This is a genomic window from Billgrantia sp. Q4P2, from assembly GCF_052806135.1.
The window spans coordinates 91,931-111,461 of sequence record NZ_JBRBAI010000006.1; the positions used below are offsets into that span (position 1 = coordinate 91,931).

Consider the following 19,531-nt stretch of genomic DNA (forward strand, 5'->3'; position numbering starts at 1 on the left):
TGTGGGAAGAAACGCGGTGCTCTTTCGTCGTGCCGGGTTCACCTCCTGGGGTGTCAGTAGCCGCGATAGAGCTGCGGCAGCCACAGCGCCAGCTGCGGGAAAAGGGTGATCAGCGCCAACCCGATCAGCATGATGCCGACGAAGGGCCAGACGCTGCGGTAGATGTCGCCCAGCGAGATCTCCGGCGGCGCCATGGCGCGCATCAGGAACAGGTTGTAGCCGAACGGTGGGGTCATGTAGGCGATCTGCACGGTAATGGTGTAGAGCACGCCGTACCAGATCGGATCGAAGCCGAGGCTGATCACCAGCGGCACGTAGAGCGGCGCCACGATCACCAGCATGGCGGTATCGTCGAGGAACATGCCGAGCAGGATGTAGGAGAGCTGCATCATTACCAGGATCTGCCACGGGCTCATGCCGATCCGGTCGAGGAACACGTTCTCGATGGCGCGCACCGCACCCAGGCCGTCGAACACCGCACCGAAGCACAGCGCGGCGAGGATGATCCACATGAACATGCAGCTGATGCCGAGCGTCTTGCGTACGGTGCTCTCGATCACCTTCCAGCTCAGGCGCCGCTTGATCAGTGCCGCCAGGGTGGCGGACACCGCCCCCACCGCCGAACTCTCCACCAGGCTGGTCACGCCCATCAGGAACAGCCCGGTCATGAAGAAGAAGATCAGCAGCGGCAGGATGCCGGCACGCAGCAGCTTGAGCTTTTCGCCCAGGCTCATCTGGCGCTCCTCGGCGGGTAGCGCCGGGCCCAGGTGCGGCTGCAGGCGGCAGCGAATGACGATGTAGAGCACGAACAACCCGGCCAGGATCAGCCCGGGAATGGCCCCGGCCAGCCACAGCTGACTCACCGGCTGGCGTGCGATCATGCCGTAGAGCACCAGCACCACGCTGGGCGGCACCAGGATACCCAGGGAGCTTCCGGCCTGGATCACGCCGGTGACCATGATCTTGTCGTAGCCGCGGCGCAGCAGTTCGGGCAAGGCGATGGTGGCACCTATCGCCATGCCGGCCACGCTCAGCCCGTTCATCGCCGAGACCACCACCATCAGGCCGATGGTGCCCACTGCCAGGCCGCCCCTGAGCGAGCCCATCCAGACGTGGAACATCTCGTAGAGCTCGCTGGCGATGCCCGACTCGGAGAGCATGTAGCCCATGTAGATGAACAGCGGCAGGGTCAGCAGCGGATACCAGTTCATCAGCTGGATGGCGGCGCTGAACGGCATCTCTACGCCGCCCTGACCCCACAGCAGCAGCGCCGAAGCGGCACCGACGAAGCCGATCACGCCGAATACCCGCTGCCCGGTGAGCAGCAGCAGCATCATGGTCGAGAACATCGTCAGGGCGATCATCTCGTAGCTCATTCGAGATTCTCCCCTTCCAGCACCACGCCTTCCAGCACCACGCCGCGCGCCCGGGCGATGTCCTTGAACAGGGTCGAGACGCTCTGCAACAGCATCAGCAGGACGCCGAAGGTCATGACGATCTTGATCGGCGCCAGTCGCGGCGCCCAGGAGGTGTAGCTCTTCTCGCCGTAGCGCAGGGCGTACTCGGTGCTGGACATGCCACCGAACAGCAGCGCACCGAGGAAGACGATGAGCAGCACGATGGTCATGGCGTCGACGATCGCCCGCGTGCGGTCGGACCAGCGCGAGTAGAACAGATCCATGCGCACATGTGAGCCCATCTGCATGGCGTAGGCGCCGCCCAGCAGGTAATAGGCGGCCATCATGAACTGCGAGACCTCGATGCTCCAGATCAAGGGGCTATTGAAAGCGGTACGCGCTACCGAGGCGTAGAGCAGCACGCCGATCATGACGAAGATCAGGAACATGACGATGCGTCCCACCACCCGGTTGAACCCATCCACCCAACGCACGTAGAGCGTTATTATTCTTGGCATCTTCCAGCACCGATCGCTTGGGTTTCGCTCCAGTCTTCGCGGGCAATTCGAGATTGCGCAACAAGCATCGATATCGGCGGCGCGTTAAGTATCGATGAAATCGATAGTGCTTCAGGAGGGAACGCCTGCGCTGCCCCGCGCACCCACTCAGTGCACAATTGAGGGCTGTGTCGGAGAGTTCACGTCGGGGTGACAACCTCGGCGGAGAGCCAGGGCAGCGCCCGCTCCAGCTGGGCGCGGAAATGCTGCTCGAGCAGGCGGCGGCTGTCGCGGGCCAACAGGGCGGGCAGCTCGCCCAGCTCGTCGCGCCGGGCCACCAGGGTCAGCTCCCGGGTCAGCGGCGCCAGCGGCAGTGGCGCCACCGTGACCTGCAGGCTGTCGAGGCCGGCCTGATAGAGGCACAGCGGCGTGGTAACGGTCCAGCCCGCACCGGCACTGACCAGGCGCAGCACGGCGAAGGTGTTGTCGAGATGCAGGCGGGCCGGCAGTTCGAGCTGGTTCAGGCGCAGGTGTCGCTCGATCGCCTGGCCGATCAGCGACTGCGGCGTATAGCGCACGAAGTCCAGGTGGCGCGCCAGCCAGCGCAGATTGTCCAGCGGACCGTTCCAGGAGAGCGGCACCACCAGCACGAAGGGCTCGCGCAGCAGGGCGTGACGCTCCAGGCCGTCATAGTTTTCCAGCCGGTCATCGGAAATGATGATGTCCACATGACGTGTCAGCAGGGAGTGGCCGTGCATGTGTGACAGTCCCGTGGTCAGGGTATAGTCGCGGGTATGGCGTCGGATCAGCTCAATCAGCGGCTGTCCCACCGCCGTGGCCAGCGAGTCGACCAGCGCCAGGCGTACCTGATGAAGCTGGCCGAAACCGCCGCTGACCAACTCGCGCCGGGTATTGCGTGCGTCGTCGAGCAGGCGTCGGGCGCGGTCGTAGAAGAAGCGTCCCGCGCTGGTCGGCTCCAACGGCCGGGAGTGACGCTTGAACAGCGTCACGCCCATGCTCTCCTCCAGGTTCGCCAGGCTCTGCGATACCGAGGACTGCTTGAGACCCAGTCGCCTGGCCGCCGCGCTCTGGCTGCCCTGCTCCAGGGTCTCGACGAAGATCTCCATGCTGCGAAGATCGAAACCGAAGCCGCTGCGCATTCGTATATCCTCGCTACACGCCACCCGGGCGCTGGAACTCCCCGCACAGCGCACCGGTCAGAAAGCTGTCATCATCGTGACAGGGAGGTTCCATGACAGTAGAGGCCGTCGCCCGGGCGGTACCCGAGCGCCCCGTTTCCACCTGGACCGGCTGGGGCCAGTGGCTGGCGCTCGCCACCATGACCATCGACCATCTGACCCGCTACGTGCTACCCGCCGGCTGGGAACTCGGCTGGGCGGGATCGTCGCTGGGCCGCATCGCCTTCCCCCTGTTCGCCGCCATGGTCGCCTGGCACGGCCTGTTCAATACGCGCAATCCGCTGCGCTATGCCCGGCGCATCCTGATCATTGGCATTGCCGCACAGCTCCCCTACATGCTGATGCCGCGGGCTTCCGATGCCTTCATTCTCAATGTCTGCTTTACCCTGGCGCTGGGTCTGGCCTGGGGTGCCTGGCTGCGCGAGCTGCTCGCCCGCCATCGCAGCGGCAGCCTGGACAGCGCCTGGCTGGGGGCGGCGCTTGCCGCCACCCTGGCGGTCTGGTACCTGCTCGGCGGTTGGGTCGAGTACGGCCACCGGGGGCTGCTGCTGATCCCGCTGTTCATGCTTGCCATGCACCATCTGCACGATGCCGGAGAGTCGCTAGCCGAGCGCCTCGCTGCCGTCGCCTTGGCCGTGCCGCTGCTGGTCGTGGCGGGGCTGATGAACAGCTCCGACATGGCCAAGTCGTTCACCGTCGCCACCTGCCTCGTGGTGCTGTGGCTGGCCGCCGGCGCCCACCGCCTCACGCCTGTCGTTCCTGCCGCCATGCCCCGCCGGCTGTGGCTGGCGTGGTACCCCGGCCACTTCGCCCTGATCGCCCTGTGGCTGTGGGCCAGCGGTGCGCTCGGCTGACTCAGGTCCGGCCCTGGCCGGCTTCCTCCACTTCCCTGCCGGCCAGTAGCGCTTCGAACGCCTCGCCCGGCATGGGCCGGTAGAAATGATAGCCCTGGAACAGTCGACAGCCGCGCGCCCGCAGGAATTCATGCTGGGCCTCGTTCTCCACCCCTTCCGCTACCACGTCGATGCCGAGATGCTGGGCCATGGCCAGTACCGTCTCGACGATGGCGGCATCGCTGCCGTCGGCATCCAGGTTGCTGACGAAGCTGCGATCGATCTTGAGTTCGTCCAGCGGCAGCGACTTCAGATAGGAGAGCGACGAGAATCCCGTACCGAAATCATCCAGGGCCAGGTGCACCCCCAGCCGTTTGAGCGCCTGCATGCGCTCGACGGCATCTTCCAGCCCGTCGATCATGATGCTTTCGGTCAGCTCCACGACGAGCCGTGCCGGGTCGATGCCATGGGTGCCGGTCACCCAGGTGAGCCCCTCGACGAAACCGGGCTGAGTGAAATGGCGTACACTGATATTGACCGACAGGCGCGGCAGGACCTCGACCGGCAGGCGTGCCAGCATCCCGCAGCAGCGATCCAGCATCCAGGTCTCCAGCTCGACGATCAGGTCGCTTTCCTCGGCGATGGCAATGAACACCTCGGGCGAGACCCAACCATGGCGGGGATGCTGCCAGCGCATCAGCGCCTCCCCACCGATGACACGCTCATGTTCGTCGAGTTGGGGCTGGAAGGCGATACTGAGCTGTTCCTCGGCCAGGGCATGTCGCAGCGCCTGCTCCATCTCCAGGCGCCAGCTCATCTGGGTCTGCATGGAGGGCTCGTAGCCGCAGATCTGCGCCCGTCCCTTCAGCTTGGCCTGGTACATGGCGGTGTCGGCGTGACGCAGCACGTCGCCCACGTCTTCATCGCCCAGGGGAAACAGGGTGTAGCCGATGCTCGGCGTCACGCTGATGCGTTGCCCACCCAGGTCGTAGGCCCTGCGCAGGGTCGAGAGCAGGCGCTCGGCGCGGTGTTCGGCACGCTGGATTTCGGCTTCGCGGTCGGTGCTCAATGCCGGCATCAGCACGACGAACTCATCGCCACTGAGCCGTGCCGCCATGGCGTCCTTGTCGATGCCCAGCAACAACCGCTTGCTGACCTGGCGCAGCAACTCGTCGCCCACCGCATGCCCCAGGGTGTCATTGATGATCTTGAAGCGATCCAGGTCGAGGAACATCACCAGGCCGACGCGCCCGTCGTCGCGGCGGTCGCGGATGGTGGAGGCCAGCGTCTCGATCAGCAGGCGCCGATTGGGCAGCTCGGTAAGCGGATCGTAATAGGCCTGACGGTGGATGGTCTCCTCCGCCAGCTTGCGCTCGGTGAAGTCCTCGATGATCGCCACCCCCCCCACCACCTCGCCGGATTCGTTGCGCAAAGCGCTGTAGAAGGCACGCAGGGGGGTCTGCTTGCCGCTGATCACGGTGCGATAGGTGCCCTCGAAGTAGCCGGTACCGCTCTCCAAGGCGTCGCGTACCGCCCCGGTCACGCGCTCGTCGCTCAATTGCGTCAACAGGTTCATGCCCAGCAGGCGCTGGCGACTGGTGCCGAGAATGTCGAGACACATCTCGTTGCAGTCGACCACCCTCCCCTCGCGGTCGAAGTGCATCACGCCCAGCGGCGTATGGCGAAAGATGGCGCGGTAGCGCGCCTCGCTGACGCGCAGCTGCCGCTCGCGCGAAGAGACGATCAGGCGCAGGGCGATGTTGTCGGAAATGGTGCGATGCAGGCGACGATTGATGATGAGCACCAGCCCCAGGAACAGTACGACCATGGCGGCGAGCAACAAGGAAAGAGAAGTGCCCTGCAGCAACAGCTGGATCAGCAGCGGGAGCATGGTGGGCAGGACGAACAGCGGTGCCATCCATACCACCGAGGAGAGCGTGGTGACCCCGCCGGCGGCAATGCCCGTCAGTACGATCGCCAGCGCCGCCAGCTGGCCATGATGCTCCATGGTGAACATCGACAGACCGGCCAGTCCCCACAAGCCCCCGGCGATGCCGGTGCCCCAGGCAAAGCGGTACAGCCAGCGCCGCTGACGCCGTTGCTTTGCCGGTTGACGCTGGTAGTACCAGGCCAGCCACAGGCGACCGCCCGACACGGCGACCAGCGCACCCAGCCAGCCAAGCAAGTAGCTTTGTGGAATGACCGGCCACATGGCACCCACCAGCAGGCAAGCCGCCAGCACACTGGCCAATACCGGCTGCCACAGCCGCTCGTAGAGCAGGCGCACCTGCTCATGGGCCAGCTGACGACGGCGGGAAATACTCGATGGCGGTGCCGTGTCGTGCTCGCGTTGCTCATCCTGAGGGGGAAAGGACATGCGGGGGTCCGAGTCTGTTATTGTTTCGCAACTCTATCTTTACTCGATACCGCACAGTTTGGCGAGGCAGCCTCTCAACGCAATTCGGCTGCCCTTGATCGTCAACACCACGGCTACGCCTGCATGGCCTATGGCCAAGCGTATACGCCTCGGTTCAAGGCATCGCGAATCGCCGAGATCACCTTGGCTCCGCGCAGGGTGGCTCCGCTGTAGCCATCGACGTCATCGACCATCCGCTCCGGTTCGTAGAGCGCAAAGATCCGTGTGATCGGCTCACCCTCGAGGCGCTCGGCAATCTGGCGGTGCTGCAACATGACCGGATACTGCTCATCGCCCTCCTCGAGGACCAGATAGTCCACGCCCCGATAGGCCAGATGACGATATTCCAGCGAATGTATCCGCCCATCTCGCAGGTCGAAGGTAACGTTGACCTGAATGCTGCCACGATCGGTGAAGACCCCGCGATAATGGCCATCCAGCGGCAAGCCCAGCATGGCACGAGCCAGACGCTCGTCCTCGGCTGGCGAAAGGCTCGCCCGTGCGGCGCCGGTATCGCTGCGGGGATCGGTCGCTGCGGGCGCTGTCGCGCTTGGCTCGACCGGCTCGCCCTCTTCATCGACCAGGCGTCCAATCAGGTAACGCTCCAACCGCTCTTGGGCACGGGGGCTATGGGGCACACCGGGACGCTTGTTGTCCCAGCCTTCGGTGGCTTCCCGGCCGCACCATGCAAGAATGACCTCTGCATCGGTGGGGTGGTCGGGCACATATCCGGTGATGTCGTAGACCCGGCCGTGGATGGCCTTCCAGCAGCTATCGGCATTGTCGTGCTCGGCCAATTGGTCCAGCGTTATCGGATCGAGGTTCTCGTCCCCGGCCGTGTCACGCTCGCTACTCGAGAGTGCGCTTATCGAAACCAGGGTGAAGAGGCTGGCCACGAAAGCAATGAAGGCGGAATAGGCGATCTTGTTCATAGGAAGTCGAAGACCTCGCTGTGGATACGTGAAGCGGGTACCCCTTGCCCGGCCAGCAGCCGCTGCAGATGGGCATTCATTCCCGGCGGGCCGCACAGGTAGATCTCCCGCTCGGCGAAGTCGGGGCAGTGCTCGCGCAGAAAGGCCTCGGTAAGCGGCCCATGGTCACGGTAGTAGTGTGGCGTATAGGCGAACTCCTCGATCCGCTCGGCGATCTTGCAGAAGTCGTCATGGTAGTAGGCGCGATCCGGGCTGTTGGCCAGATAGAACAGATGGACGCGCCCCTCGAAACCAGCCTCGCCGGCAAGACCACGGGCGCCACTCACGAAGGGAGTGATGCCGATGCCGCCGCCCAGCCAGAGCATGTCGCGCTCTGGGAAGCGGCGCCCGAAGAATTCCCCATAGGGCCCTTCGATCAGTACCCGTGTCTCCGGCGTCACCATCTGCAGGGCGTGGCTGGCATCCCCCAAGTCCTTGAGGCCGATACGCAGGCGAGTGTCCGAAGGCGCCGAGGCGATGGTGTAGGGATGCTCCTCGCCACGCCCGGCGGCAAGCCGCTCATCCAGGGGGGTAAGGTAGACGAACTGCCCCACCTCGTGGCGAATGCCATCCCCCTCGGGGCGCAGCACCAGTTCCACCACGCCGCGGGCCAGCGGAACCACTTTCTCGATCCGGTAGGGATGCCGCCGTTGCGGCGCCACTCCCTTGCGCCAGGCGATGGCTCCCAGCCCAGCGATACCGAGCAGCCACCACGGCCAGACCTCCCCGGCCAGCAGCAGTGCGTGCCAAAGCCCAAGCAGCAACGCCGCCGCCGAGACCAGGTGAAGGTGCTTCCAGCGCTGATAATGGGGTTTGCCAAAGAAGCCGAAGGTGGGCGCCAGGAACACGACCAACGCCACCCAGGCCAGCCAGCCGAGCCATATCGCCCCTTGGGTCAGCGGTGGAAACAGGGTGGCCACCGCGGCGACAAGGGATGCCGGCACCGCCGCCAGCCCCAGCGCCAAAACATGGACCATCACCATGATGAAAGCGGTAAAGCCGAGCCAGTGGTGCAGGCGCCATAGCCGTGCCAGCCCGCCGAACGGCCTGTCAAACCCCGGCACACGGCAACTCACCACGCCGGCCAGAAGCATCATGGAAAGCCCCAGGATACCGGTCACCCGGCCGACCCAGGTGAGCCACAGCTCGGGGGGGCCTCCCGGCCCACCCAAACGCGGCAGCGCCACTGCCAGCGGCACCAGCAGAGCCACCACCAAGGCGACATCGCCCGGCTTCGGGTAGCGTCGCATCGCCCCTCCCTCGTCCCCCCACCTTCTGCTCATTGTTGCGGATCGGCCGGCACATTCAACCGATGTGACGGATTGCCGCGTCTCTCTTGATCTGGATCAGCTCGCTCATCATGGCGTGGTCCACACTGACTTCAGATACCGCCTTTTTACGAGATGTTGCAGGAGCGCACATGGCGAGTCATGACAAGGGCAATGCCCCGTGGCTGGTCCTCGGCCTACCGATCGCCCTCGGACTGGCCTGGATCACCCAGGGCTCAGGGGTGGTCGGCAATGACCCCGAACGCAATATCCATATCCCCGATGAACTGACCATGCCATTGCAGGTGCAGGCAGCCTACAACGGCGAGCGGATCTTCTTCCGCTATCGCTGGCCCGCCGAGCGCGCCCATGTCTATCACGACATGCTGCGCTACGAAGGGGGCACCTGGGTGCGACACGGCGCGTCACGTGTCGGGCCGGACCCGGACGGCACCTACGAGGACCGGGTCACCATGCTGGTAGACGATGGTGGCGTACCGGACTTCGGCCGCTACGGTGGCTATATCACCGTCGGCGACCGGATGCGCTTCTTCACCGACTCGGCGAGTCCTGCCGAGGTGGGCGCCCACCCCCATCTCGGCGAGACGCTCGGCCTGACGGAGGTCCAGAAGCATCTTCCGGAGACTCGCCGCGACGCCGCCGACTGGCGCAGCGTGGTGGATGCCGAGACGCTCGCCGCCCAGCGCGAGGCCGGCTACTTCCTCGACCTCTGGCACTGGCGTGCCGGACGCTCCAACCCCATCGGCGCCTCCGACGACCAGTGGATCGGCGAGGACCGGTTCGGAGACGCCGGCCAGGGCCCCTTCACCACCAACTGGGACGGCGCGACCGGCCAGCCGCAGTGGATGTTCGATCCCGAGAGCACCGGCATCCACGCGTTGCGCTGGGAAGACGTCCAGGCCGAGCAGGTCGATTTCGACGGCATCTACTATCTCTCCCGGGCCATGGCGGTCGAGTTCGATCCCGACCACGACTGGCAGGATGGCGATGTCATTCCCCGGCGCCTGCTCGGCGAGGGAGAGGGCTCACGCAGCGATATCAGCGTGCACGGCGATGCCCGCTGGGCCGACGGTCACTGGGACGTGACCCTGGTGCGCGACCTGGACACCCGCAGCCCCCTGGATGACAAGGCGTTCCGCGAGCAGGGCGTCTACGACATCGGCATCGCCGTACACCGCAACGCCACCGGCAGCCGCTGGCACTACGTCTCGCATCCCCATTCGCTGGGTCTCGGCCGCCATGCCGACATCCAGGCCCAACGCATCGACGGCGATTCCCCGGACTGGAGCGACGACTGGTTCGAGATGACCCTGTTCTACCCCGGGCAGGTGGACTGGCCGCTGCTGACCAGCCGCGCTCATGCCGGAGCCCCGGATATCGCCGCCGGCAAGCCGGTCCGGCCCCGCCACAGCGAGAAGCAGCTGGCGCTCTACGGCGTGGAGATGGAGTTCAACGACGCCATCATCGGCCAGTGGCGGCTGACCCTGATCGCCGGCCTGCTCGCCATGCTCGGCGTCACCCTCGCCCTGCTGCCCACCTTCCGCCCGCATCGCCGAGGAGACCGCTCATGACCGGTATGCACCATATGCTCGTTCATTTTCCGGAGGCGTTGTGGGCGCTGGCCACCCTGATGATCCTGATCGGCGCCCTGCTGCCCGGCCGCCTGGCCGAACTCAGCCGCGCCGCCCTGCTGCCGGTACTGGTACTCAGCCTGCTCGGCGCTCTGGCCGCCATTGTCAGCGGCCTGCTGGTCTGGCCGCTGGAGGCCAACCTGGCCAGCCCGATGGTCCGCAACCATATCCTGATGGCGCTGTGGTCGCTGGGTCTCTACACCATGCTCACCGTGCTGGTATGGCGGGCCGGTGCGGCTGCCTTCGAAGGAAGCCGGCGCTGGGTACTGGTGGTCCTGGCACTGATGGGCGGGCTGCTGTTCGCCACCACCGGCACCCTGGGGGGGCATCTGGCCGGCGCGACGACCCGCTTCTCCGAGCTGCTGCGCCTCACCGGCTGGGAGGTCTACACCACCTTCTACAGCCCGCTCTGGGTCATCGCCGTGATGGTGCTCATCGGCCTGGTCTGCGCCGTGCTGGGGTATCGTCACAAGCGGCCGGCCGGAACCGACGACTGAACCAAGCCCACCCCCAAGCGAGCGTGTCGGCACCAGGCAATCGCGGCGTCATGACATCGTCTTCATTCGTTCATGCCGATGCAACATGGCGCTACCAAGATCGGGCTTCGTCGATCTCTTATCCAGCACGAGGCCTTTCATGAACCAGTCGTACAAGCCCGGACACGTCGATCCGATCCTCGCCGCCGGCGACGAACCGGCGAGTAACGCATCGCGCAATGCGTACTTCGGCGACGTCCTCGAGGCGCGCATGAGCCGCCGCACACTGTTGCGTAGCAGCCTGGCAGTGGCGGTAGCGGGCGCCATGGCCACCAGCCTGCCCTTCGGCCGCGCCCTGGCCGCCGGCACCCGCGCCCCGGCTCCGAGCATCGGCTTCGAGGCGATTCCGGTCGGTACCGCCGACAGCGTGGTGGTGCCGGACGGCTACCGGGTGCAGACCTTCATCCCCTGGGGTACGCCGATCAACGGCGACATGCCGGCCTTGTCGCTTCAGGCCAGCGGCGAAGAGCAGGCCCATCAGATCGGCAGCCACCACGACGGCATGCATTTCTTCCCTATTGACGGCAGCTCCCGCGACGGCCTGCTGGTACTCAACCACGAATACGTCGAGCCGCGCTTCATGCACGCCGAGGCCCAGGGGCTGGCGCTCGACTCAGAAGGCTTCCCGCAGCGCGAGGATGGCAGCCGGGATGACGACCAGGTGCGCAAGGAACTCAACGCACACGGTGTGTCGGTGGTGCGGGTGCGCCAGGGCGACGAAGGCCAGTGGCAGGTGGTGGTGGATCGTCTGAATCGCCGTATCACCGGGCTGACGCCGATGCGCCTGGCGGGCCCCGTGGCCGGCACCGAGCACGTGGTGACGAAGTACAGCCCCGACGGCAGCATGACCCGCGGCACCCTGAACAACTGTAGCCACGGCGTCACTCCGTGGAATACCTATCTCGCCGCCGAGGAAAACTGGTCGGGCTACTTCGCCAACGAGGATGCCGAGATCGACCGGCGCCAGGCGCGCTACGGCATCCAGACGCGCAGCGAGGGACGCTACCAGTGGCATCGGGCCGTGGGCGGAGCCGACGAGTACGTACGCTTCGACGCCACCTCCCATGGCGCCTCGCCCCGCGAGGACTACCGCAACGAACCCCACACTTTCGGCTACATGGTGGAGATCGACCCTCATGATCCCGAGAGCACGCCTGTCAAGCGTACCCACCTGGGCCGCTTCGCCCACGAGGGTGTGATCTTCGCACCCGCCGTGGAGGGCCAGCCGGTGGTGTGCTATTCCGGGGACGACGCCCGCTTCGAGTACATCTACAAGTTCGTCTCGGCCCGGCCCTTCCAGGCCGCCAGCGCCGACGGCTCGCTGCTCGACGAAGGCACGCTGTACGCGGCCAGATTCAACGAAGATGGCAGCGGCGAATGGCTGGCGCTGGCGCCGGGCGAGAATGGCCTGACACCGGAGAACGGCTTCGCCGACCTGGCCGACATCCTGGTCAATGCCCGCAGCGCCGCGGATCACGTCGGCGCGACCAAGATGGACCGCCCGGAATGGGGCGCCGTGGACCCGGCTACCGGCCAGGTCTACTTCACCCTGACCAACAATACCCGGCGCAACGAGGAGCAACGCGACGCGGCCAACCCCCGCGCCGAAAATCACTTCGGTCATATCATCCGCTGGCAGGAGGACGGCACCCACGCCGCCGAACGCTTCCACTGGGATATCTTCCTGTTGGCGGGTGATCGCGAGAGTGGCCGCGACCTGGCCGGCGAACCTCTCGACCAGGAATCGATTCTGGCATCGCCCGACGGGCTATGGATCGATCCGGATCGCCGCGTGTGGATCCAGACCGACATCAGCGAGTCGGTGATGAATACCGGCATCCATGAAGTGTTCGGCAACAACCAGATGCTGGTGGCCAACCCGGAAAGCGGCGAGATCCGCCGCTTCCTCACCGGCCCCATCGGCCAGGAGATCACCGGTGTCGTCACTACGCCGGACCAGCGCACCATGTTCGTCAACGTGCAGCACCCCGGCGCCACGACCACGGCCGAGGCGTTCGCCGCGGGCGAGCTGGCCAGCCACTGGCCGGATGGAGGCAACGCCATTCCCCGCTCGGCCACCCTCGTGATCACGAGAGAGGATGGGGGGATCATCGGCGCCTGATCGCCCTCACCGCAAAACGCCGCTGCCCATGTCAGCGGCGTTTTCTCTTTATCACCCTCACCCTCACCCTCACCCTCACCCTCACCCTTTCCAGACCTCGATATTGCCGCCATACCACATGTACTTTCTTGCAAATCGTCAATTAATGAGGCAAACGACGATTTAATTCGCATGACAGTGAATTCTCAAGTTGCGAGAATTCTGAAACCTTACTTCCAAATTATAAATTAATCTCAATTATTCTTTGGCTGCCATTCACTATATACCCATTACTTTTACTTCGAAATGGCTTTCGAGCAGAGTGGATAAGGATCTGTGCTCAGAAGGATTTGTGCACAGACAGTGACCGAGGAATACTTCACATTAGATGTTGAACTTGATTCACTCCCTCTTCGAGGCACTTTCCCCACCTGCCCACTCACCGCCACTGAAGACGCAGGCATCGATATTTCCCAGGGCCACGGCGATCGCTCTCTTCGCAACGCTCTGCCTTCATGCCAGCCCATGGGGCTCGGCATACGCCATCTCAGGCCCCCTGTCCCTCAGCCAGCTGTCACTCGAGGAACTGGCGGAAACCGAAGTGATCAGCGCAACCCATTTCGCGCAGCAGATGGTCGATGCGCCGTCCGCCGTATCGGTCGTCACCGCCGAGGAAATTCGCCGCTTCGGCTACCGCACCATCGCCGAGATACTCGACAGCATGCGCGGTATCCATATTACGCGGGACCGCGACTATAGCTATCTGGGCGGGCGCGGCTATGGCGCGCCGGGTGAGTATGCCGGGCGCATCATGATCCTGATCGATGGCTACTCCGCCGCGGACAACTACTACAATCAGATCTTCATCGCCGAAGACGGCTACCTCGATACCGCGCTGATCGAGCGGGTCGAGTACGCCCCCGGCCCGGGCTCGGCCATCTACGGCAACAACGCCTTTCTCGGCGTCATCAACATCGTCACCCGCAAGGGGCGGGACTTCGAGGGCTTCGATACCGAGCTGACCGTGGGCTCCCATAATGAGCGAGAGGGCCGGGTCACCTGGGGCAACCGATTCGCCAATGGCACGGAGTGGCTGATCTCGGCCTCGCGCATCACCAGCGACGGCGTGCGCCACTATCACGACGGCGAAACCATCGCCAATGCCGACCTGCTAGGCGAGCGACTGTTCCTGAAGGGAAACTACCGGGGCTGGTCGCTGGAAGCCGCTACCGCGGACAAGTGGCGGAATAGCGCCTATCCGGCCTTAGATATAGAATACCGTAGCAGAGATCGTAATCGTTTCGTCAATCTCGGCTACGACGCGGATTTAGGCCTGAACTGGCGCACGGCCACCCGGCTCTACTACGGCGACTTCCTGTTCAACGGGAAAGGGCAAATCCCCTCCCATGACATACTTGAAAACGCTTGGACCAACGGCCGCTGGTATGGCGTCGACAGCAAGCTGATCTATCTCGGGCATGAGGGGCATCAGCTCCTGTTCGGCAGTGAATATCGCGTCGACGACCAGCAGGATTTCCATTCTCGCGCCTATACCGCTTCAAGCGGCGAACTGTGGCATATGAGGGACGCACTCCATAACGGCGATACTTTCAGCCTCTACGGCGAGGACAGAATAGCACTCTCGCCCGCGTTGAGCGCCAGCATCGGCGGACGCTACGACCGTCGCCGCTACCGGTCGTTCGATACCACCTATGATGCCTTCAACCCGCGCCTGGCACTGAACTATTCTCCCTGGCACGACCTGACGTTCAAGCTCTCTCATGGCCAGGCAAGCCGGTTCATCCCAATCCACGAGGTCTGGAACGAGGTCGATCAACCATCCAGGGTGCGCACCACCGAGTTGGTGGCGGAGCACACCACGGACAACCGCCGCCTGCTCGCCTCCCTGTACCGCTACCGCGTCGACCGGCTGCCGGAGAACTTCTTCGGAGTAGAGTCGCAGACCATTCGGGGCGCCGAGCTGGAGTCCGAGTGGCAATGGCCCGGCGCCAGGACGCTGCGGCTCAGCTATGCCTGGCAGCACGCAGAGGACGACCAGGGCTGGGAGATGCCCAACGTGCCCCGCCATATCGGCAAACTCCAGGTGACGACACCGCTGCTGGGCGAGCGGCTTCGGGCCAGCCTGGCGCTGCGCTATATCGGCGAGCGCCAGGATCTGTGGAACGAACCACTCTCCGGTTACACGCTCACCGATCTGACCCTGACCTCCTCGGAGCCGATGCCCGGCATGACCCTCACCCTGGGAGTGAGAAACCTGTTCGACACCCGTTACCGCCATGTCTCATTTTTTGGCGACGAGGACGGCCTGCTGCCCCAGGACGGCCGCACGGTCTGGCTGCGGCTGGGATACCGGTTCCCATGAGGTTCGTCGGCCTGCTTCTGGGACTGCTGCTATGGGCAACCACAGCCTTGGCACAATCGTTGGACGAACGTGCCGTCAAGGCCGCCTATATCTACAACTTCATCCGCTTCACCGAGTGGCCCATCGCGCTGGAGCAGCCCTTCTACCTGTGCATCCTGGGGCGCACTTCGCTGGACAACGCACTGAGCCAGTTGGAGGGTCAGCCGGTACGCCACGGCATCACCGTCGACGTGGTCCACGTCGCCGTTGGCGACGACCTGTCATTCTGCCATTCGCTCTACTTCGACGAGAGCCAGCGCCGCCAGATCGACGTGCTGCTGAGACGCCTGGATTCGGCACCGATCCTGACGATCACCGATGCCCAGGGGCTGGCCGACCTTGGCGCAATGATCGAGATGGGCACGCAGCGCAACCGGGTCGCCTTCGAAGTCAATCTATGGGCCGCCCAACAGGCCGAGATGCACATCAGTGCCCGGCTGCTGAAGCTGGCACGCCATGTCGCCACCCGATGAGGCGAAACACGATGCAGCGACACCGAAGATCGATTCGCAAGCAGCTCATCGCCTACGGTATCACGCTTACCGCTCTGGCCCTGGCCATGCTCATGCTGGGAACACAGGCTTACAATACCTGGGACAAATACCGGGCGCTGAGCGGTGCCATGCATGTCGGTGCCGATGTCATCGGCCGCAACAGTGCCGCCGCCATACTGTTCGGCGATCAGGCGGACGCCACCGAAGTGTTGTCGTCACTGGCCGCCGCACCCGACATCCTGCACGCTGCCATTTTTCTCCCTGACGACACCCGGTTGGCAGACTATCATTCGCCAACCGGCCTCGGCTGTCGCCATGGCATGGCTAGCGAGTCGGTCGTGCCGGAGTCGAGCAGACTGCAGTTCTCCTGGTGTAGCGTGCAGCTACACAAGCCCATCGTTCTGCACGGCCAACGTATCGGCAGCGTCGCCCTCGAGTACAGCCTGGCACCGCTGTTTTCCAGCATCCTTTTCGAGCTGCTGTTCAGCATCTTCGCTATCCTGATGGCCCTTCTGCTGTCGCTGCTGATCTGGCGGCGCTTCGCTACCCGCATCACCTTGCCGCTGTTCCATCTCTCCGACGTGACGCAGCAGGTAAGCCAGCACCGTGATTTCAGCTTACGCGCTGCTGTCACATCGGACGATGAGGTCGGCAGGCTAGCCACCGACTTCAACGGCATGATGGACCAGTTGCAACGGTACGACGTGCGGCTGAAGGAAGAACTCCGCCAACGTCGTGCAGCCGAGGCAAGGCTCCACCAGTTGGCTTATCACGATAACGTCACCGGTCTTCACAACCGTCACTTCTTCAAGGAGCGCCTGGAGGAAGTGATCGACCAGGCTTGTCGGCACGGCCATGGCTGCGCGCTGCTGCTGATCGATCTGGACGGCTTCAAGAAGATCAACGACACCCTGGGCCATGACATGGGCGATGAGCTCCTGCGCCAGGTGGCGGTCAGGCTCAAGAGAGGCATACGCGATACCGATATCGTCTGTCGGTTGGGGGGCGACGAGTTCGCCATCATTGCCGTTGGCGATGCCGCGCGAGCCCAGGTGCAGCAGCTCGCCCAGAGGCTGGTCGAGCTGATGGCACCGGCTTATCGTCTGCGGGACCAACAGGTGTTCGTCACCGGTAGTATCGGCGCCTGCCTCTGCCCCGAACATGCACAGGACAAGGAGCTGCTGATCAAGTACGCCGACATCGCCATGTACCAGGCCAAGGAGCAGGGCAAGAACGGCTATTGCATCTATCAGCCGGGGTCGGCGGCCTACCTCGACAACCTGTTCAGAATAGAGAGCGACCTTCACGAAGCGCTGACGTCGAACCAGTTACATCTGCATTACCAGCCTCGCTTCACCGCTGCCGACCGCAAGCTGGCCGGGTTCGAAACGCTGCTGCGATGGGAACACCCCGAACTGGGCCAGATTGCTCCCACCCAGTTCATCCCCCTCGCGGAGAATACCGAACTCATCGTTCCCATCGGGGAATGGGTACTGGAGCAGGCCATACGGCAACTGGTCGAATGGAAGCGAATCGATCCTGGGCTCAAGATCAGCGTCAACCTCACCGGGCAACAGTTGAGACAGGACGCCGCGGTCGATGGCCTGATCTCGAAGCTGCACGCCTCCACCCTTGGCCCAGGCGATGTCGCCCTGGAGCTGACGGAAAGCGCCCTGGCGGAGTCGACTGAAGTGATCCATGCCCGCATACGGCGCCTACGAGAGGCCGGTTTCCTGCTGGCTCTCGACGATTTCGGCGCAGGCCACTCCTCCCTCTCCTACCTCCACAGCTTTCCCTTCGACCAGATCAAGATCGATCGCACCTTCGTGGAGCGGCTGGGCCCAGAGCGGGACAGCCAGATACTGCTGAAGGCCGTGGTAACCCTCAGCAAAGCACTCAATGCCGAAGTTGCAGCTCAAGGCGTGCAACACGAAGAGCAGGTGGAGATTCTCACCACCCTCGGCTGCGATCATTTGCAGGGCCGGTACCTCGGCGAACCCATGCCGACCGACACCGCCCAAGTCTTGATCGGGCAGGCCCTAGCCTGCCCGATCAGCCCTCGAAGCTGAAGCGCGCCTCCGGCGCCTCGGGCAGCAGCCCGGCGCAGGCGTGCACCTTCTCCAGCAGTGCGCCGTGGCTCGGCGCCAGCAGGTTCACATGAGCCAGCTTGCGCCCCGGCCGCTCGCTCTTGTCGTAGCGGTGCAGGTGGGCATCCGTGATGGCGAGTATCGCCGCCGGGTCACCCTCCTGGCCGATCACGTTGACCATGCAGGTAGGCTGCCGGGCCGAGGTGTCGCCCAGTGGCAAGCCCTGGATGGCACGCAGATGGTTCTCGAACTGGCTGGTCACGGCGCCATCCATGGTCCAGTGCCCCGAGTTGTGCACGCGCGGCGCCATCTCGTTGGCCAGCAGCTTGCCGTCGCGGGTCTGGAACAGCTCGAGAGTCAGCACGCCGACGTAGTCGAGTTCATCGAGCAGCGCACGGATATAACCGTCAGCGGTCTGCTGCACCTGGTCGTCGAGATCCGGCATCGGCGCCAGCGAATAGCGCAGGATGCCATCCACATGCAGGTTCTCGGCCATGGGATAGAAGGCGACTTCGCCCTCGCGGCCACGCACGGCGATGATCGACACCTCGCGCACGAAGTCGACGAAGGCCTCGACGATCAGCCGGGGGTGGTTGATGCTGCGCCAAGCCTCGGTGGCCTCGGCCGGGTCGCGCAGCACGGCCTGCCCCTTGCCGTCGTAGCCCTCGGTAACCGACTTGGCCACGACTGGCGTGCCCAGCTCGCGGGCTGCCGCTTCGAGTTCCTCGGCGCTCTCCACCAGGCGGTAGGCCGGAGTGGGAATGACCAGCCGATCGAACAGTGCCTTCTCCTCGGCGCGATTCTGGCAGATACGAATCGCCTCGCTCGAGGGATAGACCGGTTTGACCTCCTCGATGGCCTGCACCAGCGAGACGGGCAGGTGCTCGAACTCGTAGGTCACCAGATCGACCTTGGCCAGGAAGTCATCGAGGTGATGCTGGTCGGTATAAACCATGACGTCACCGATGCCCGCGCTGGGGTGGCCGGTGGTGTCGAGAAAGGTGAAGCGGTTGGCCAGGGGATAGCCGGCCAGGGCCAACATGCGGCCGAGCTGGCCGGCACCGAGTACGCCGATGTTCATGGTTCGCTCCTTCATTCGCTGTCGGGGCGTGGGTCGGGCCGGGGGTCGGGATTGTCGAGCACCGTCTGGGTCTGCTCGGCACGGAAGGCCTCGACGGCAGCGCGCACCTTGGCGTCCTGCAGGCCGACGATCTGCGCCGCCAGCAGGCCGGCGTTGGTTGCCCCGGCCTTGCCGATGGCAAGCGTCCCCACGGCGATGCCGCCCGGCATCTGCACGATGGAGAGCAGCGAGTCGAGCCCCTTCAACGCCTTGGATTCTACCGGCACACCGAGCACCGGCAGCGCCGTCTGGGATGCCACCATGCCCGGTAGATGGGCGGCTCCGCCGGCACCGGCCACGATCACCTGCAGGCCACGCTCGGCGGCGCCCTTGGCGTAGTCGAACAACAGGTCCGGCGTACGATGGGCCGATACTACGCGGGTCTCGTACGGCACACCCAAGCGTTCCAGCATCGCCACCGCGTGCTCCATGACCGGCCAGTCGGACTTCGACCCCATGATCACGCCTACGCGTGGCTGCTCGTTGGACTGCATGTGCGGCTCCCGGAAATGGCGCTGAGAATTTGAAGGGCAGGTAT

At 64.5% G+C, this 19,531-nt stretch carries 15 protein-coding genes; 7 read left to right on the forward strand and 8 right to left on the reverse strand.

Annotated elements, in window-relative coordinates; translation table 11 throughout:
• Positions 1 to 53 precede the first annotated feature (53 nt).
• The 3 genes from ACUY1T_RS12235 to ACUY1T_RS12245 all read right to left on the reverse strand — a co-directional run bounded on the left by ACUY1T_RS12235 (position 54) and on the right by ACUY1T_RS12245 (position 3,054).
• Entirely contained in the window at positions 54 to 1,376 is a 1,323-nt protein-coding gene (locus ACUY1T_RS12235; protein ID WP_446023150.1) for a TRAP transporter large permease, read from the reverse strand.
• On the reverse strand, positions 1,373 to 1,915 hold the full coding sequence (locus tag ACUY1T_RS12240) for a TRAP transporter small permease subunit (protein WP_446023152.1): 543 nt from the start codon (positions 1,913 to 1,915) through the stop codon (positions 1,373 to 1,375). Before ACUY1T_RS12240 ends, ACUY1T_RS12235 begins: the two co-directional genes overlap by 4 nt.
• A gap of 179 nt (positions 1,916 to 2,094) precedes the next feature.
• Positions 2,095 to 3,054, reverse strand: coding sequence for a LysR family transcriptional regulator (locus ACUY1T_RS12245; RefSeq protein WP_446023154.1), 960 nt, complete (start codon positions 3,052 to 3,054; stop codon positions 2,095 to 2,097).
• 92 nt (positions 3,055 to 3,146) lie between these two features.
• Between ACUY1T_RS12245 and ACUY1T_RS12250 the strand changes: the two genes are divergently transcribed.
• The gene (locus tag ACUY1T_RS12250; protein ID WP_446023156.1) at positions 3,147 to 3,947 is read left to right on the forward strand and encodes a TraX family protein; all 801 of its coding nucleotides are present in this window, start codon (positions 3,147 to 3,149) and stop codon (positions 3,945 to 3,947) included.
• Position 3,948: 1 nt separating this feature from the next.
• On the opposite strand, the gene ACUY1T_RS12255 is transcribed toward ACUY1T_RS12250, so the two are convergent.
• From ACUY1T_RS12255 to ACUY1T_RS12265, 3 genes are all read right to left on the reverse strand, one after another.
• Complete coding sequence (locus ACUY1T_RS12255; protein WP_446023157.1) at positions 3,949 to 6,303, reverse strand: EAL domain-containing protein; 2,355 nt, start codon at positions 6,301 to 6,303, stop codon at positions 3,949 to 3,951.
• Positions 6,304 to 6,431: 128 nt separating this feature from the next.
• Positions 6,432 to 7,274 carry a cytochrome b5 domain-containing protein gene (locus ACUY1T_RS12260; RefSeq protein WP_446023158.1) on the reverse strand — a complete coding sequence of 281 codons (843 nt, stop codon included), beginning with the start codon at positions 7,272 to 7,274 and terminating at the stop codon, positions 6,432 to 6,434.
• Entirely contained in the window at positions 7,271 to 8,563 is a 1,293-nt protein-coding gene (locus ACUY1T_RS12265) for a ferredoxin reductase family protein (protein WP_446023159.1), read from the reverse strand. The genes ACUY1T_RS12260 and ACUY1T_RS12265 overlap by 4 nt, the downstream gene beginning before the upstream one ends.
• Before the next feature lie 170 nt (positions 8,564 to 8,733).
• Between ACUY1T_RS12265 and ACUY1T_RS12270 the strand changes: the two genes are divergently transcribed.
• From ACUY1T_RS12270 to ACUY1T_RS12295, 6 genes are all read left to right on the forward strand, one after another.
• Positions 8,734 to 10,173, forward strand: a complete 1,440-nt coding sequence (locus tag ACUY1T_RS12270) for an ethylbenzene dehydrogenase-related protein (RefSeq protein WP_446023161.1) — start codon at positions 8,734 to 8,736, stop codon at positions 10,171 to 10,173.
• Positions 10,170 to 10,730 carry a hypothetical protein gene (locus ACUY1T_RS12275; RefSeq protein ID WP_446023163.1) on the forward strand — a complete coding sequence of 187 codons (561 nt, stop codon included), beginning with the start codon at positions 10,170 to 10,172 and terminating at the stop codon, positions 10,728 to 10,730. Before ACUY1T_RS12270 ends, ACUY1T_RS12275 begins: the two co-directional genes overlap by 4 nt.
• Positions 10,731 to 10,869: 139 nt before the next feature.
• Positions 10,870 to 12,891 (forward strand): PhoX family protein, encoded by a 2,022-nt coding sequence (locus ACUY1T_RS12280; RefSeq protein ID WP_446023165.1) that lies wholly within the window; start codon positions 10,870 to 10,872, stop codon positions 12,889 to 12,891.
• A 580-nt stretch (positions 12,892 to 13,471) separates the two neighbouring features.
• A complete protein-coding gene (locus ACUY1T_RS12285; RefSeq protein WP_446023167.1) occupies positions 13,472 to 15,253 on the forward strand; it encodes a TonB-dependent receptor in 1,782 nt (593 codons plus the stop codon).
• The gene (locus ACUY1T_RS12290; protein WP_446023169.1) at positions 15,250 to 15,765 is read left to right on the forward strand and encodes a YfiR family protein; all 516 of its coding nucleotides are present in this window, start codon (positions 15,250 to 15,252) and stop codon (positions 15,763 to 15,765) included. Before ACUY1T_RS12285 ends, ACUY1T_RS12290 begins: the two co-directional genes overlap by 4 nt.
• A gap of 11 nt (positions 15,766 to 15,776) precedes the next feature.
• On the forward strand, positions 15,777 to 17,855 hold the full coding sequence (locus ACUY1T_RS12295) for a putative bifunctional diguanylate cyclase/phosphodiesterase (RefSeq protein WP_446023171.1): 2,079 nt from the start codon (positions 15,777 to 15,779) through the stop codon (positions 17,853 to 17,855).
• Here the strand turns inward: ACUY1T_RS12295 and ACUY1T_RS12300 are convergent.
• Positions 17,839 to 18,954 (reverse strand): 5-(carboxyamino)imidazole ribonucleotide synthase, encoded by a 1,116-nt coding sequence (locus ACUY1T_RS12300; protein ID WP_446023173.1) that lies wholly within the window; start codon positions 18,952 to 18,954, stop codon positions 17,839 to 17,841. The two genes, ACUY1T_RS12295 and ACUY1T_RS12300, sit on opposite strands and share 17 nt — an antisense overlap.
• Before the next feature lie 11 nt (positions 18,955 to 18,965).
• Positions 18,966 to 19,487, reverse strand: coding sequence for a 5-(carboxyamino)imidazole ribonucleotide mutase (purE, locus tag ACUY1T_RS12305; protein WP_446023175.1), 522 nt, complete (start codon positions 19,485 to 19,487; stop codon positions 18,966 to 18,968).
• Positions 19,488 to 19,531 lie beyond the last annotated feature (44 nt).